Origin of the sequence: Paenibacillus sp. FSL R5-0914, assembly GCF_038004525.1 — a bacterium.
GTDB lineage: Bacteria > Bacillota > Bacilli > Paenibacillales > Paenibacillaceae > Paenibacillus_AQ.
The window spans coordinates 2,002,813-2,016,725 of the sequence record NZ_JBBORH010000001.1; the positions used below are offsets into that span (position 1 = coordinate 2,002,813).

Genomic DNA, 13,913 nt, shown 5'->3' on the forward strand with positions numbered 1-13,913 from the left:
GTTTGTTCCTGCGTACAATTAGGCTGGAATAATAAACTTGTAATTAATCATAAACACGATGAGCCCTGCGGCTCCAAGGGAAAAGGCAATACAGCCAGCACCCAGTGCTCTGCGCCTGTCTTTAATGAATTTAAAGCCAATAGCGCAGATCAGTATAGTCGTTCCAGCCAATACGATGGACATCCCAAGCATGGCCACCCAATATAATACCTCGAAAAACTGAGCCATTCCGAGCCCTCCCCGCGCTGTTTTTTAGCGAGCCTCTAATTCATTATTATATAGTAGGAATTGAAAATGTAACCGCTATTAATAATACAACGATTTTGAAGATTATTCTAGTTATAGTGAACTCATCCATTGCGATTTAGATGTCGAATGTTCAGAAATGAGGTTCTACAAAATCTGCAATCTAACCTGCGAGGTTGAGAATGTTGTCGATACAAGCTCTAAGCCCTTTTTGCTAAGAGCTTCCTCCTACACGGACAATCATACAAGAGGGTGGGGCCTTTTCTGAGTAATGTATAGGGTAGGCTGAAATGTGAAAGGAGGGAAAGGACGATGTCGGGAAGACAATTGGCTAGCAAATGGTTGAAGACAGAAGCATTGCTCAGTGACGCGAGGGTTTCTCATTATATACCAATGACGAGGGTGTATTCGGCTGACTCACTGTTAGCCATGCTCCGGAGATACGGAAATGTTGTTATTAAACCAATAGTTGGCGGTGGAGGCTACGGTGTAATTAAAGTGTTTCGGGATAGTCGAGGTTTTGGATTTACTTATATGGACAGAACTCGAATTTACAAGGACTTTAGATCCATGCGACGAGCGCTTCATTTCGTCAAGGTTAGACGTAAGTACTTGATTCAACAGGGGATTTCTCTCGCCAGAATTGGTGGGCGTCCTATTGATTATCGGGTCAAAGTAGTGAGGAATGGCGGTGTTTGGGAGTTTCGCTCTATGGTGGGAAGATTGGCCCGGCCTGGCCTGTTCGTAACTAATTTATGTAAAGGAGGCACGATGCTTTCTTGTCGAGAAGGACTTCGCAGATCCTTGCCTCGAGTTAAAGCCTCAGCGAAGAAAGCAGAAATGCGCAGGCTGACGCTCGTATGTATCGAACTGATGGAGCGGCATTTCCCTGGAATAGGCGAACTGGGTTTTGATTACGCCGTGGATTATTCAGGTAAAATATGGATTCTGGAGGTTAATACAAGACCTCAGTAAATTAACAAAAATTTTAGAATTGACGATAATAGAGTAGTAAGATAAAATTGCGTTTAGTTGCGTTCTTTTGGGGTAAATTATATTGTGATTTATTTACAATAAAAATATATTTTTAGCTGTATACAAGTGGTTCAGTCCTGTGTATAACTATTATCCCCATATTCCACTGTGCAGTTATCACCTTTGTAACGCTTACGCACATATTATACACAGGATTTCCACATGTACTTGTGGATAACACGAACGCTTGTTCGAAAAATGATAGTTTGATATGATAGATTTAGATCCAAATACAGGAAAGGTAGATGAACGTTATGGTTGAATTGTCCGATGAGATGCTTCTAGACTCTTACCATAGAGCGATAGAACTGCAACTAGAGCATGATTTCATCGCTCTTCTACTCGTTGAGATTCGCAAACGAAACTTACACTCTCCAGTTCATGCGGTTCTTCATTAAAAGAGCGCAAAGTATACCTTTGTAGCTGGCTACATATAAATAAACCGCGAGTCACAAACATAAAAGGGTATCCTGATAGGCTAGTATTGATAGGCCTGTCAGAATACCCTTTTTTATTGTGGTAGATAGAATTAGAGTTTCATATTACTACTGTGTCCTGGTGAAAGCTTGGCTTCCGGATCGATGTAGACTTTTGCGTTATTCACAGCCGTTGGGGCTTCGCCGAATCCTACAGCAATTAGCTTCAGCTTACCTGGATATGTGGTGATATCGCCGGCTGCAAAGATTCCCGGAATACTCGTTTCCATACGTGAATCAACGACAATGGAGTTCCCTTCAATATCGATACCCCACTCTGCAATGGGGCCCAGAGAGGAAACAAATCCGAAATTGACGATTACACTGTCGACTTCGATTTCTTGTGTTTCCTTGGTCTTGATATGGGATAAGGTAACCTTAGTAATAAACTCGTCACCATGCAGTTCTGTAATTTCAGTAGGTGTAATTACGTTAACTTTGGAAGCCATTAGATTCTCTACGCTGTGCTCATGCGCACGGAATTTATCCCGGCGGTGAATCAGGGTTACTTGCTCCGCGATCGGTTCCAGCATTAGTGCCCAGTCTACTGCGGAATCTCCACCACCGCTAATCAGAACTTTTTTATCTTTAAAGGCATTTAAATCATTTACAAAATAATGAAGGTTGGCTTTTTCAAACCGTCCTGCGTCTGGCAGTTCTAAACGACGAGGTTCAAAGGCGCCTACCCCAGCTGTAATGATAATAGCTTTACTGTGATATTCTGCTACATCGGTTGTAACTACAAAATGGCGTTCGTCCCGTTTCTGAACAGAAATTACTTTCTCCTCCAGCCGGATATTCGATTGGAACATATCCATTTGCCGTGTCAGGTTGTCAACCAATTCTTGTGCAGTTACTTTTGGAAAACCTGCTACATCATAAATGTATTTTTCAGGATAAAGTGCAGCAAGTTGTCCTCCCAATTGGGGCATACTTTCAATAAGTGTTACTGATGCCTGACGCATCCCACCGTAAAATGCGGCAAACATGCCAGCTGGACCGCCACCTATGATTAAAAGGTCGCTCATAGGAACGCCGGATTGCTCTTGTGTCACGGGATATTACACCTCCGAGTTGATATATTCATTTTGCCATACTTGTATTCTTTCTTATTATAAACATTGTGACACATACCTGCAAAGAAAGACTTTAGAACACAATAAGAATGTGACGTTTTTTAGTATTTTAATGTTTGATTAATAGTACACTAAGGTTTACAATGGATATGGTCAATTTAGAAATCCTTTAAGTTTGATTGGAATTTCTTCTAAATATAAGTGTATAAATTCACAAAAAGGACCGTACATTGTTTCAATAAAAAATACAAAGACAGATTTACCTCTTGGAAGGAGCCGGAACATGAGTAGTATTCCCAAAATCGTAATCTTAGGCGCGGGCTATGGGGGTATTTTGACCGCACAGCGCTTACAGAAGGCTTTGAACTATAATGAAGCGGATGTCACGCTCGTAAACCGTCACGAGTACCACTATTTTACTACCCATCTACATATGCCTGCCGCGGGTACAGACAGTATTGAACACACTCGGGTGTCTATTTCTAAACTAATCGATGAATTCAAGATCGATCTCGTTAAGTCATCTGTTCAGGAAATTCGTACCCAGCAGAAAAAGATTATTTTGGAGGATGGTACTCTTTCGTATGACTATCTCGTCATTGCTTTGGGCGGAGAGCCTGAAACATTCGGTATTCCAGGACTTGATAAATACGCACTGACGATCCGGAGCATCAACTCCGTTCGTTTGATTCGTGAACATATTGAGTATCAATTTGCCAAATATAAGAACGAGAACAATGCTCAGGAGCATATTAATTTCGTAGTCGGTGGTGCCGGCTTTAGCGGAATTGAATTTGTGGCCGAATTAGCTGACCGCATCCCTGGGTTGTGCAAAGAATTTGACGTTGATCCAAGCATGGTAAATATATATAACATAGAAGCTGCTCCAACAGCTCTGCCTGGATTTGCTCCTGAACTTGTTGAGTATGCGATGAACTTGCTCACTAAGAAGGGTGTTACATTCAAGATGGGCGTTGCGATCAAGGAATGTCTACCAAACGGTGTAATTCTGGCATCAGGCGAAGAGATTAAGGCTTCTACAATTGTCTGGACAGGCGGAATTCGAGGAAACCGTCTGATTGAAGCTGCAGGATTTGAAGCTATGCGTGGACGTGTGAAAGTAGATGAATATTTACGTGCACCAGGCCAAGACAATATCTTCATTATTGGAGACGGCTCCTTGATGATTAACCCAGAAGGGCGTCCTTATCCGCCAACGGCACAAATTGCTATGCAACAGGGAGAGTGCTGTGCACATAATTTGGTGGCTGCGATCCGTAATCAACAACCAAAGAAATTCGCATTCAGCAATAAAGGAACAGTAGCTTCTCTAGGTAAGGGTCAAGGGATTGCTGTAGTTGGCAGCAAAACTTACAAGGGCTGGACTGCAGCTCAATTGAAAAAAGTTGTGGATATGCGCTATTTGTTCATTATCGGTGGGATTCCGCTGGTTCTGAAAAAAGGAAGATTCTTATAAGATGCGTCACTGCAGCGTGCAGGTGCGTGGATTGCTGACCCGAGAAGAATTGGACCGATATAACGGACTGATTGAGGTTGGATCTTATCTGGAGGATCAGAATCAGTACGATCTAGCGTATGTTGTTCAAAAGGAAATTGATCTGCTCATTCTCCCTGGCATTGAACGCTTAAAGGAAAAAGGGCGAGCGCGTGACAGGGCTACGGCTGAATATTTGGAAAGTCTGCGTGATGATGAAGATAACAGCGAAGAGGATGAGGAAGCAGGAACTTCGTTATAGCATTTAAAAAGGGTGAGTCTCCATAAAGATCTGGAGACTCACCCTTTTTATTATTACAATTACAATTTAAGCATTTCTTCAAAAGAATCCTCAGTCAGCAGGTTGCCGACATAGAAAGGTCCGAATTCGCCGTAGCGAGCACTGACTTCGTCAAAGCGCATTTCGTAAACCAGCTTCTTGAATTGTAGCGGATCTTCAGCGAACAGGGTTACGCCCCATTCCCAATCATCAAAACCTACGGAGCCGGTGATAATTTGTTTCACCTTACCCGCATAACCACGTCCGATTAATCCGTGAGAAGCCATCAGCTCCCGACGTTTATCCATATCAAGCATATACCAGTTATCGGCGAGCTCGCGTTTCTTGTTCATTGGATAGAAGCAAATATGCTTCGCTTGCGGCAAAACAGGTTTTAGACGTGCGATAACATGCGGATTCTGCATAGGATCACTACCATCGCTGCCCCCCGCAAGGTAATTGCTTAATTCAACAATACTTACGTAGGAATAGGCTTTAGTTGTATATTGAGCAAAAGCGATTTTGTTAAAGGCCGTCTCAAGCTGGTTCAAATCTTCCAAGCTTTCGCGCAAGAACATCATTACGAAATCGGCCTTCTGGCCAACGATGGAATATACCGCGGAGCTGCCTTGTTTGGCTTCTTCGACAGGACTCCATTCTTGCATAAAAGCATGTAATTCTTCCAGAGCAACGGCACGTTCTTCATCATCTGCTGCCGTCCATGCGGTCCAGTTCAGTGAGCGGAAGTCATGCAATGCATACCAGCCTTCCAGTGTCATAGCGGCTTCGTTCATGATCTCACTCCTTAAAAGTTTTACGAAGCATAGGCTCCGCTTGAAATAACATCGCGTAAAACTAGCTACGAAGCTCCTGCATCATAGACTATGTATGATTTATTAATCTATATGCATTGTATCGCAATCAAGTTGCTTAGAGCAAATGATGACATTCCGTTGTAAGAGTATTAGACCTAATTTTGAATAAAGTTCATTGCTTCGTGACATTTTTTCTAGTAAACTTACTACTAGCCCGTATAAGATGTGCGCTTCTTTATAGAAAGGGGTAGTGACGGTAAGATGGGGTTTATTCCAGTGTTTATCCTAACCGTTTTATTCTTTGTGATGATGTTTGGTATTGGATTTATTCTTAACATGTTAATGAAGACAACCTGGTTTCCCGCTTATCTATTCGTACTTATTATTCTACCCGTCGTAGTCTATTCCATTTGGGATAGAAGCGCGATGTCGCTCTGGGAGCATCTCTCCAGTTTCCACTTTGTTGATTACTTGACTGGTGTCGCTGGTCTTGCAGGTGCTATATTGAGTGGATGGACCATTCAAAAACTGCGCTTTGGCGGTTACAAGATGTTTTAAAGATTTAATCGGAAGACCTGCGGCTCTGATATGAGAGTCGTTTTTTTGAACATATAAGCTTTTAGTTCTACGCTAAGAATCAATTTTGAAATTCAGCGAGAAACGGAACCTTCCTCTTCCAGAGGACAGTGAAGCCGTTTCTTCTTGTTTAATAGAGGTAGATAATCGTATGAAAAAGCTGATTATATAGCGAAAAGAGTCGGAATTGGTAGTTTATTTACATTTCCGGCGACGTTTTTTATGATAGAATAGAATCCTGTATGAATTCGTGAAAACAAGGGGGTATCCGTAGATGCGCATGAGTAACTTACATCATTTCACCGAACATCATCGGTACTGCGTTTCCCGCGAATTTGGTCTTAGTGTTATAGATGGACGTATGCTTAGCTCTGTGTATCAGCCTATGGTAGGAGCTTTTGCAATCAGTTTCTATCGCTTGCTGGTTGAACATGTACCAGCAGATAGCATTGGCTATTCTGGAGTGGAGCAACAGCGCAGATTATTTATGACGCTAGGCGTTGAACCAAATGAGAAAGGCCGCAAATATTTAATAGATCAGGCTTCCCGTTTAGAAGCGGTAGGTCTGCTACAGACCTGTCGAATCTATGTGCCGGAAACCGATGATTACTTATATGAATATGAGCTTATGCCGCCGCTATCGCCAGCTGACTTTTTTGCCACTCAGCATTTGACGTTGCTGTTACGCGATAAAATCGGCAAATTTGCTGTGCTGTCCTTACGGGAACAATTCTGGAATCGAGAGCCAGAAGAATGGAGTCGCAGATCCATAGGCAAAGAGAATATCTCCGTGCCTTTTTATGATATTTTTCAACTTAATACACATGTCATTGATTATGAGCTGGAGCAGGCACTTGCAGAAGTAGCCACTGTGCGTCAGCCTGGTATGCGTGAATCTGGAGAACAAGCGATTGGATATAGTGATATTATTTTGCGTTTTCCAAGGGAATCCGTGAACCGGGCTCATGTAGAAAAACTGCGTTTTGACCATACTCAAATGGGTGTTATTAACTATGTAGCTCATAAGTACGAACTCAGTCCGCAGGATTTATGTCGTCTGCTGGATGAAGATGGCGTGTTCTCACCGGATGGCGAGGTTATTCTGGATGCACTGCAATATAAAGCGAGCCAGCATTTCAGGCAGGATATGAAACGACAAGAAAAGCGTGAAGTTGCTGCTGCTAAGGTTGTTTCCATCCGTTCCAGTGCCTCTGAAGAGAATGATGATTCTATAGCACCACCGGAGCAATCTGTAGAGATGGAGTATTATGTAGAAGTACCACCACAATTTTTGTCCAAATGTGACATCCACCAATATAATATGATGCTGCGGAACGAACCTTATACGCGGCTGCTTCAAACTTTTTTCCCAGGTGCAGTACCCAGTCATTTGATGGATATGTTCGAGAAAATAGATTTGAACTATAAGCTAAGCGGTGAAGTAATCAATGTACTTATTCATTACTTAATGACTATGGTAGCCTCAGGTGGAGAACAGCGAATGAACCGCAATTTTGTGGAGGCTATCGCTTCCAATATGCTGGTTAAACAGGTGAACACCTACGAAAAGGCTGTAAAATATATCAGGGATCAGTCCAAAGTGAAAGGCAAGGGAGCTACAACTAACACGGCGGCAGGATCTCGATCACGTTCATATGCTAAAAATACAGGTCGATCCGCTAAACCGGAAATTCCGATTGTGCTGGACGATGGAAGTGCCGGAACGGTATCGGAAGAGGAATTCGCGGCGATGATGAAGAAAGCGGCAGAAATTAAAGCCAACAAGAAAAAAGGCGTTTCCCAAGCGCCGTAATGAAAGAGAGGTGGAACTATGGAGTCTATGGGCGATGTGCTTCGTTCGATTAACAATCCAACTCTACGGCAGCGTCAACGCGATCTTGAACAGGAGTTATTCAATCATCCGCTTGTGAAGGCATTACAGTCTGAACATCCTGAGTTAGATGATTCGCGACTGCGGCTTCATATGAGCCGCCTGTATCAATATGTAGAGGAAAGCCGCCACTGTGCGAACTGTCCGGGTCTAGAGAAATGTCCGAATGATTTCCCTGGTCACTTTAGCAAACTTACGGTCGAGAGCGTGAATGGTTCGGCGGACTTATATGAGCGCAAGACGGCATGCCGGCTTAAAGTGGCACAGGATAATCAGGATAGCATCCGCAAACGTATCCGTAGCTTTTATGTGGACGAGCGTGTGCTCAATGGCGGTTATGATGAAATAGATATTATGGGCAAGGATCCACGCCGGGTCTCTGCTGTTAATAAAATATTTGATTATATCACGAGCGTTAAAGAAGAGGGTCTGACCTCGCGCGGGATTTATCTACATGGGACTTTCGGAACAGGCAAAACATTTCTGATGTGTTACTTGCTTCATGAGCTTGCTGTTGCCGGCTATACTGGAGTTATCGTATATATGCCAGATTTTATCGAGGATTTGAAGTCGATCATGATGGACGGCCAGAAGATGAAGGAAACCGTAGATACGTTGAAAAACTGCGATTTACTTATTTTTGATGATATTGGTGCGGAGAACTTGAATCCATGGGCGCGTGATCATGTGCTTGGTGCGATTCTGAATTATCGGATGAACCGTAAGCCAACCTTCTATACCTCAAATTATCCGCTCGATGGTTTGGAGAAACATCTTAGCTTTACGAGCAAGGATGGCGAGGAGATTTATAAAGGTCAACGTTTGATGGATCGTATTGCTCCTTTTGTGGATGTTATTCCACTGCATGGGGAGAATCAACGGGGGACGATTAGATAAACTCGAAATATTCATAACCGTAACATTCAAAAGAGCAGCGATTCTCCTTTTATTGGAGGATCGTTGCTCTCTGTTTTTTCTTATTTACTCTCAAAAAAAAGAAGCCGCCCCCTAAGTAGCATTCACTACTTTTGAGACGGCCTCTGTTTATATTGCGATGATTCCCTTACTCCGAAATGAACTTAATGATAACCATGCCGAAAAAGACAACGGTCATAAATGCAGTCATTCCGAAAAATCCATTCATTAAATCGCCTAGATCATTGCGGGGTTCTTCGTTGATATGTTCTCGTGGGTCCCGTGCTTGCGCGTTGACATCCATAGCTTCTGCCTCCTTACAGGGACAATGCCTGTATTGTTAAGATGCAAATTGAGTTGACCATTATGAAATAAGTCATTGACATTTAATGCGCTTTCTTAGAGTATACCGAAAGGCTGGGGAGATTGTAAAGAAAAGAGTAACGTAAATAAAATTAGTTTGAGGGCAATATAATTGTATGTGATATATAACATATCCCTTAAAGATATGTTATACTGGAATTGTGTCGGTAAGTGGTAATTTGGTTATCATATTACATGAAACAATTTATTAACTTATATTTTCGGAGCAGCTTCCATAAACTAAGCTTTGGTTTAGAGTGGAGTAATGTTTCGTAAAACTTTAGAGGAGGAACAATATCATGGCTATCGTGAACGTGTCTGACCAAACCTTCAGTAACGAAGTGGAAGGTCAAGGTACTGTAGTAGTAGACTTCTGGGCTCCTTGGTGTGGTCCTTGTAAGATGATTGCTCCAATCTTGGACGAATTGTCCGCAGAACTGGGAGACAGCGTGAAGATTGCAAAATTGAATGTGGATGAGAATCCGGAAACGGCTTCCCGTTTTGGCGTGATGAGTATCCCAACCCTGATCTTCTTCAAAGACGGTCAACCGGTAGATAAAGTTGTGGGATTGAACTCCAAAGAATCCCTGAAAAATATCGTAGCTAAACATCAATAATTGTTAAATGCTACTGTTCGGGCCTCGGCCCTGCCGCTCAGCGCCTTCGGTTCATTCCGGAGGCGTTTTGTGTGCTGAATGCCAATTAATTATGGGTCCAATTTAGCTGGAGGGGATCATTTTGGACAATATCCGCAACAAACTGGCTCTATTACCCGACCTGCCCGGGTGCTATCTGATGAAGAATGAAGAAGGCACCATTATTTATGTGGGTAAGGCGAAGGTGCTTAAGAACCGGGTTCGCTCTTATTTTACAGGCAGTCATAATGGTAAAACTCAGCGGCTTGTCGCTAATATTGCAGATTTCGAATATATTGTTACGTCCAGTAACATGGAAGCGCTCATTCTCGAGTGCAATCTGATTAAGAAGCATATGCCGCGTTATAACGTACTTCTGAAGGACGATAAGACATTTCCTTATATCAAAATAACGAATGAAACTCACCCTCGGCTTGAAGTCACACGCCGGGTGATTAAAGATAAAGCAAAATATTTCGGCCCTTATCCTAATGGTTATGCTGCACAGCAAACGAAAAAGCTCCTCGATCGTATGTATCCTCTCCGTAAATGTGGCGTAATGCCAAAGGAAGTCTGTCTTTACTATCACATGGGCCAATGCTTGGCGCCGTGTGAGAAGGAAGTGCAGAAGTCCGAGTATGAGCAGATTACGCAAGATATCGCTGCTTTTCTGAGCGGAGGTCATGATGCGGTTAAGAAGGATCTACAGCAGAAGATGCAGGAAGCTGCTGAGGAATTATATTTTGAACGGGCGAAGGAACTGCGGGATCAGATTATCCATATTGATGCATTGATGGAGAAACAAAAGATTAACACCACAGATACTAAGGATCGTGACGTATTTGGTTATGCGGTAGACAAGGGATGGATGTGTGTACAGATTCTGTACATGAGACAAGGGAAGATGATTCAGCGCCACTCCTCTGTCTTTCCGTTCTATGGGGAAGCCTACAGTGACTTTATGTCTTATGTGACGCAGTATTACAGTGATAATCCTGCTCTGCCGCAGGAGATTCTTCTGCCGGATGTGCTTGACGAGGAAGCAGTGGTTGATAAAGAAGCTAAACCGGCGATTGTCATTGCTGCTCCAGCTGAAGAAGATCTACAAAAGGGGGAAGATACCCCCGAATCGCCTGAAGAAGTTGAGGCCCGTGAAATGGCCGCTGCGGAAGCATCAGCAGCAGGTGTCGTTGATGCTGCAGGTGGCGCCTCTATTCTACAGGAGTGGCTCGGCACCAAAGTGCTAGTTCCACAGCGTGGCCTCAAGAAGCAGATGGTCGGTATGGCCTGCCAAAATGCTACAGTCGCAATCGACGAGAAGTTCCGGCTTATTGAACGAGATGAAGTACGTACCTCTGGTGCTGCAATGAGCTTAGGCGAGAGCTTGGGGCTCGAACGCTTAAGCCGGATCGAGGCGTTCGATAACTCGAATATTCAAGGGACTAATCCGGTTTCTGCGATGGTTGTCTTCATTGATGGCAAGCCCGCACGAAAAGAGTATCGTAAATATAAGGTTCGTACGGTGGTGGGTGCGGATGATTATGGAACGATGCGCGAGGTCATCCGGCGGCGGTATGAACGGGTGCTGAAAGAGAACCTGCCGATACCAGATCTTATCGTAGTCGATGGTGGTAAAGGGCAGATATCCTCAGCTATTGATATTCTGGAGAACGAGCTGGGGTTATTCATTCCGGTCTGTGGTCTCGTCAAGGATGATAAGCATAAGACGGCTCAGCTTTTGGTTGGAGATCCGCCAGAACCTGTCGCTTTGGCTCGGGATAGTCAGGAATTTTATCTGTTGCAACGGATTCAGGATGAGGTGCATAGATTCGCCATCACCTTCCACCGTGAACAACGTGGGAAGTCCATGGTTACTTCTAAACTGGACTCCATACCAGGTATAGGCGAGAAGCGGCGCAAGGCGCTGCTTAAGCATTTCGGATCGCTAAAGAAAATTAAAGAAGCCTCCATAGAAGATTTTAAATCACTTTCTATTGGCGAAAAGCTGGCTAGTCAAATTCTTGAGGCGCTCAAGGATGAAGAGCCAGCGACATAGGCATTCGAAATACTGGAATGATGTATACGTAAATATAAAAAAGGTGTCACAGCAGTTTTCTGCTGTGACACCTTTTTTTATTATAGGTTATCCACCCGTTACTTCTTTAAATTACAGATGTAGGTTCAACCGGCTTAGGTTCTGATTTTTGCGGTGGATTAAACCGATAGACGATGTAGGCGACTATGAACGGCATGATAATCGCGAAGATACCAGCCCCTACATTCACGCTTTCCTTCATAAAGATCAGCGTAGCGCCCATCAGAATGCTGTCAAACACGACGTGACTGAACATGACGGCAATAAAGCCGTAACGAAGGAAAATATAGCTAAAGAGCAAACCAATCACGGTCAGCTCAATAGGACGGGAACTGATGGGGTAGATCGGATACAGCGTATGGCCAAACGCCCAAACCAGCGTGGTGATCAGGCAAGCAATGAACGTGCTTCGGAATACTTTTTTCAACATAGGAATTCCGAAAAAACGATAAATGGCTTCCTCGGATAAACCAGCGAGCCATGCAACGATGGGCAGCAGCCAAGCATATCTCATGTTGTAAGGAGATTGAGTAGCGTCAGTAGTGGACCAGTTCTGCAAGGTAAGTGATAATACGATGAACATAAGGGTCTGCACCCCTAGCAGCACGAATGCCCAGACGTATCCAGCCCGGATACTATCCAGAACATATTTTCCATAGCCAGGCTCTTTAGCACGAGGCCATGGGTTCATTCCCTCTTCTTTTTTCCATAGGCCGTCCCCTCCAACTAAAGAAAAATAGAGCAGGGAGGACATTAGGAGGCTATATAAGGCATAAATGATGAACATTATGACGGAAGTTATCTGAGCCTCGAGTCCTTCGCCTGAGGATTCAGGGAGCATATTATAGGTGCTGATCATCATGATTACAAAATAAGCTGAGCTTAGGAATATTCCACGCTTAAAGGAGGTATGTTCTCTTCTAAGTATGCTGTAGATGAGTGCCAGAATTCCTAAAGCTAAAGTAGGCAAACCGTAGCCGAATAAAGTAAACTTTTCCGCGAGAGAGGTCTGGTCCTTTACATAGGAGGTATGCCAGGCTGGAGCGGTGAATCCTGCTTTAAAGCTGGATACCTGTTCGCCAGTGAAATCGAAATAATAGTGTAGTAAGGATTCGCCGATCTGAACGGAACGATCTGTATACACGAGCCCGTAGTTTCCCGTATTCGATTCAATTTGTAGCTTGGCGGGATTTACATCCCATTCCTGAAGCCAGGGACGGGCAAGATTTTCTTTTTGTGCAAGTGATAAGGTAGTACCCTTGTCCTCTTCTTTTGCACTGGTGGATACATTGTTTGGTAATCCGGTACCTGATCCTTCTGCACCTTGTGTGAAAGCGACAACTGCACCAGTATACATATTGAGGTCAACAGAGATCAGTGGCTCTTGTTCCGCTGAAGGACTAAGTGTTACACGAAAGATGTCAAAAGGATATCGTTGATCCAATTTCTTTTTTGTATAGTCCTCCAAAAGCTTCTCGCGGGACATATAACCATAAAAGGAAGAGTCCGTATCGTACAGTACATTCCACTGATCGGTTGGTGCCTTGGTGTAGTTCAGCTTTTGTTCTGCGAATGATATGGCTTTGTCGCGGGCTTCCGCCTTACTGATGACAGTAGTATCTTCCCCAGCAGGGCTATTTAGCACCGAGGGAGCAATCTGAAACATAATAAATAGAATAAGACCGATAATGCCCGAGATGATGAGCCTCTTGGAGAGGGCACGTTGCTGTAAGGGCTGGCCAACGGGATTCATGTAACGCCTCCTTGTAAACTGACAATGTTATGTTCCATTATAGTATTAGTGCCATGATAGTTACAAAAATCATCGTATATTCTTTTTATGGGTAATAGAGATATTATAGAATAGGTAGCTGAATATATACCATGAATTTAAGGTGATTATTTCTTCATTTTTCATGAAAATCGATGCAATTGCAGGGAAAACACGGAAAAGTGATGAGAAAAGGCACTCTTAGTGGTACATCCTCTCCAAACCGCATTTTTCATATGAATCA

At 43.5% G+C, this 13,913-nt stretch carries 14 protein-coding genes; 9 read left to right on the top strand and 5 right to left on the bottom strand.

Annotated features, from left to right (window positions below; translation table 11 throughout):
• Positions 1-18 precede the first annotated feature (18 nt).
• A complete protein-coding gene (locus tag MKX60_RS08840; RefSeq protein ID WP_042191571.1) occupies positions 19-228 on the bottom strand; it encodes a hypothetical protein in 210 nt (69 codons plus the stop codon).
• A gap of 330 nt (positions 229-558) precedes the next feature.
• Here MKX60_RS08840 and MKX60_RS08845 point away from each other — a divergent pair, with 330 nt between their 5' ends.
• Both MKX60_RS08845 and MKX60_RS08850 read left to right on the top strand, forming a co-directional pair.
• Positions 559-1,221 (top strand): YheC/YheD family protein, encoded by a 663-nt coding sequence (locus tag MKX60_RS08845; RefSeq protein ID WP_341059536.1) that lies wholly within the window; start codon positions 559-561, stop codon positions 1,219-1,221.
• Positions 1,222-1,535: 314 nt separating this feature from the next.
• Positions 1,536-1,679 (top strand): sporulation histidine kinase inhibitor Sda, encoded by a 144-nt coding sequence (locus MKX60_RS08850; RefSeq protein WP_036685584.1) that lies wholly within the window; start codon positions 1,536-1,538, stop codon positions 1,677-1,679.
• 131 nt (positions 1,680-1,810) lie between these two features.
• On the opposite strand, the gene MKX60_RS08855 is transcribed toward MKX60_RS08850, so the two are convergent.
• Positions 1,811-2,785 (bottom strand): NAD(P)/FAD-dependent oxidoreductase, encoded by a 975-nt coding sequence (locus MKX60_RS08855; RefSeq protein WP_094877850.1) that lies wholly within the window; start codon positions 2,783-2,785, stop codon positions 1,811-1,813.
• 331 nt (positions 2,786-3,116) lie between these two features.
• Between MKX60_RS08855 and MKX60_RS08860 the strand changes: the two genes are divergently transcribed.
• Together MKX60_RS08860 and MKX60_RS08865 are read left to right on the top strand one after the other, a co-directional pair.
• Positions 3,117-4,310 carry an NAD(P)/FAD-dependent oxidoreductase gene (locus MKX60_RS08860; protein WP_042130890.1) on the top strand — a complete coding sequence of 398 codons (1,194 nt, stop codon included), beginning with the start codon at positions 3,117-3,119 and terminating at the stop codon, positions 4,308-4,310.
• 1 nt (position 4,311) lies between these two features.
• Positions 4,312-4,590 (top strand): hypothetical protein, encoded by a 279-nt coding sequence (locus MKX60_RS08865; RefSeq protein ID WP_341059537.1) that lies wholly within the window; start codon positions 4,312-4,314, stop codon positions 4,588-4,590.
• Between the two features lie 59 nt (positions 4,591-4,649).
• Here the strand turns inward: MKX60_RS08865 and hemQ are convergent, their stop codons facing one another.
• Positions 4,650-5,402: a hydrogen peroxide-dependent heme synthase gene (gene hemQ / locus MKX60_RS08870; RefSeq protein ID WP_042191564.1), complete on the bottom strand. Its 753-nt coding sequence runs from the start codon at positions 5,400-5,402 to the stop codon at positions 4,650-4,652.
• A 282-nt stretch (positions 5,403-5,684) separates the two neighbouring features.
• Between hemQ and MKX60_RS08875 the strand changes: the two genes are divergently transcribed.
• The 3 genes from MKX60_RS08875 to dnaI all read left to right on the top strand — a co-directional run bounded on the left by MKX60_RS08875 (position 5,685) and on the right by dnaI (position 8,787).
• Complete coding sequence (locus tag MKX60_RS08875; RefSeq protein WP_042130887.1) at positions 5,685-5,981, top strand: YuiB family protein; 297 nt, start codon at positions 5,685-5,687, stop codon at positions 5,979-5,981.
• A gap of 292 nt (positions 5,982-6,273) precedes the next feature.
• Positions 6,274-7,812 (top strand): DnaD domain protein, encoded by a 1,539-nt coding sequence (locus tag MKX60_RS08880; protein WP_042191562.1) that lies wholly within the window; start codon positions 6,274-6,276, stop codon positions 7,810-7,812.
• An 18-nt stretch (positions 7,813-7,830) separates the two neighbouring features.
• Complete coding sequence (gene dnaI / locus MKX60_RS08885) at positions 7,831-8,787, top strand: primosomal protein DnaI (protein WP_042191560.1); 957 nt, start codon at positions 7,831-7,833, stop codon at positions 8,785-8,787.
• 166 nt (positions 8,788-8,953) lie between these two features.
• On the opposite strand, the gene MKX60_RS08890 is transcribed toward dnaI, so the two are convergent.
• Entirely contained in the window at positions 8,954-9,109 is a 156-nt protein-coding gene (locus MKX60_RS08890; RefSeq protein WP_143759540.1) for a YqzM family protein, read from the bottom strand.
• 358 nt (positions 9,110-9,467) lie between these two features.
• Between MKX60_RS08890 and trxA the strand changes: the two genes are divergently transcribed.
• Together trxA and uvrC are read left to right on the top strand one after the other, a co-directional pair.
• Positions 9,468-9,785, top strand: a complete 318-nt coding sequence (gene trxA / locus MKX60_RS08895) for a thioredoxin (RefSeq protein WP_042130884.1) — start codon at positions 9,468-9,470, stop codon at positions 9,783-9,785.
• A 121-nt stretch (positions 9,786-9,906) separates the two neighbouring features.
• Complete coding sequence (uvrC, locus tag MKX60_RS08900) at positions 9,907-11,859, top strand: excinuclease ABC subunit UvrC (protein WP_339267016.1); 1,953 nt, start codon at positions 9,907-9,909, stop codon at positions 11,857-11,859.
• Between the two features lie 106 nt (positions 11,860-11,965).
• Here uvrC and MKX60_RS08905 read toward each other — a convergent pair whose 3' ends face one another.
• Entirely contained in the window at positions 11,966-13,651 is a 1,686-nt protein-coding gene (locus tag MKX60_RS08905) for a CPBP family intramembrane glutamic endopeptidase (protein WP_341059539.1), read from the bottom strand.
• Positions 13,652-13,913 lie beyond the last annotated feature (262 nt).

Coding starts and splice junctions, on each gene's coding strand:
- MKX60_RS08880 (WP_042191562.1), top strand. CDS start 6,274: ATGCGCATGAGTAACTTACATCATTTCACCGAACATCATCGGTACTGC.
- MKX60_RS08905 (WP_341059539.1), bottom strand. CDS start 13,651: ATGAATCCCGTTGGCCAGCCCTTACAGCAACGTGCCCTCTCCAAGAGG.
- dnaI (WP_042191560.1), top strand. CDS start 7,831: ATGGAGTCTATGGGCGATGTGCTTCGTTCGATTAACAATCCAACTCTA.
- MKX60_RS08890 (WP_143759540.1), bottom strand. CDS start 9,109: ATGGATGTCAACGCGCAAGCACGGGACCCACGAGAACATATCAACGAA.
- MKX60_RS08860 (WP_042130890.1), top strand. CDS start 3,117: ATGAGTAGTATTCCCAAAATCGTAATCTTAGGCGCGGGCTATGGGGGT.
- MKX60_RS08845 (WP_341059536.1), top strand. CDS start 559: ATGTCGGGAAGACAATTGGCTAGCAAATGGTTGAAGACAGAAGCATTG.
- MKX60_RS08850 (WP_036685584.1), top strand. CDS start 1,536: ATGGTTGAATTGTCCGATGAGATGCTTCTAGACTCTTACCATAGAGCG.
- trxA (WP_042130884.1), top strand. CDS start 9,468: ATGGCTATCGTGAACGTGTCTGACCAAACCTTCAGTAACGAAGTGGAA.
- MKX60_RS08840 (WP_042191571.1), bottom strand. CDS start 228: ATGGCTCAGTTTTTCGAGGTATTATATTGGGTGGCCATGCTTGGGATG.
- MKX60_RS08865 (WP_341059537.1), top strand. CDS start 4,312: ATGCGTCACTGCAGCGTGCAGGTGCGTGGATTGCTGACCCGAGAAGAA.
- hemQ (WP_042191564.1), bottom strand. CDS start 5,402: ATGAACGAAGCCGCTATGACACTGGAAGGCTGGTATGCATTGCATGAC.
- MKX60_RS08875 (WP_042130887.1), top strand. CDS start 5,685: ATGGGGTTTATTCCAGTGTTTATCCTAACCGTTTTATTCTTTGTGATG.
- MKX60_RS08855 (WP_094877850.1), bottom strand. CDS start 2,785: ATGAGCGACCTTTTAATCATAGGTGGCGGTCCAGCTGGCATGTTTGCC.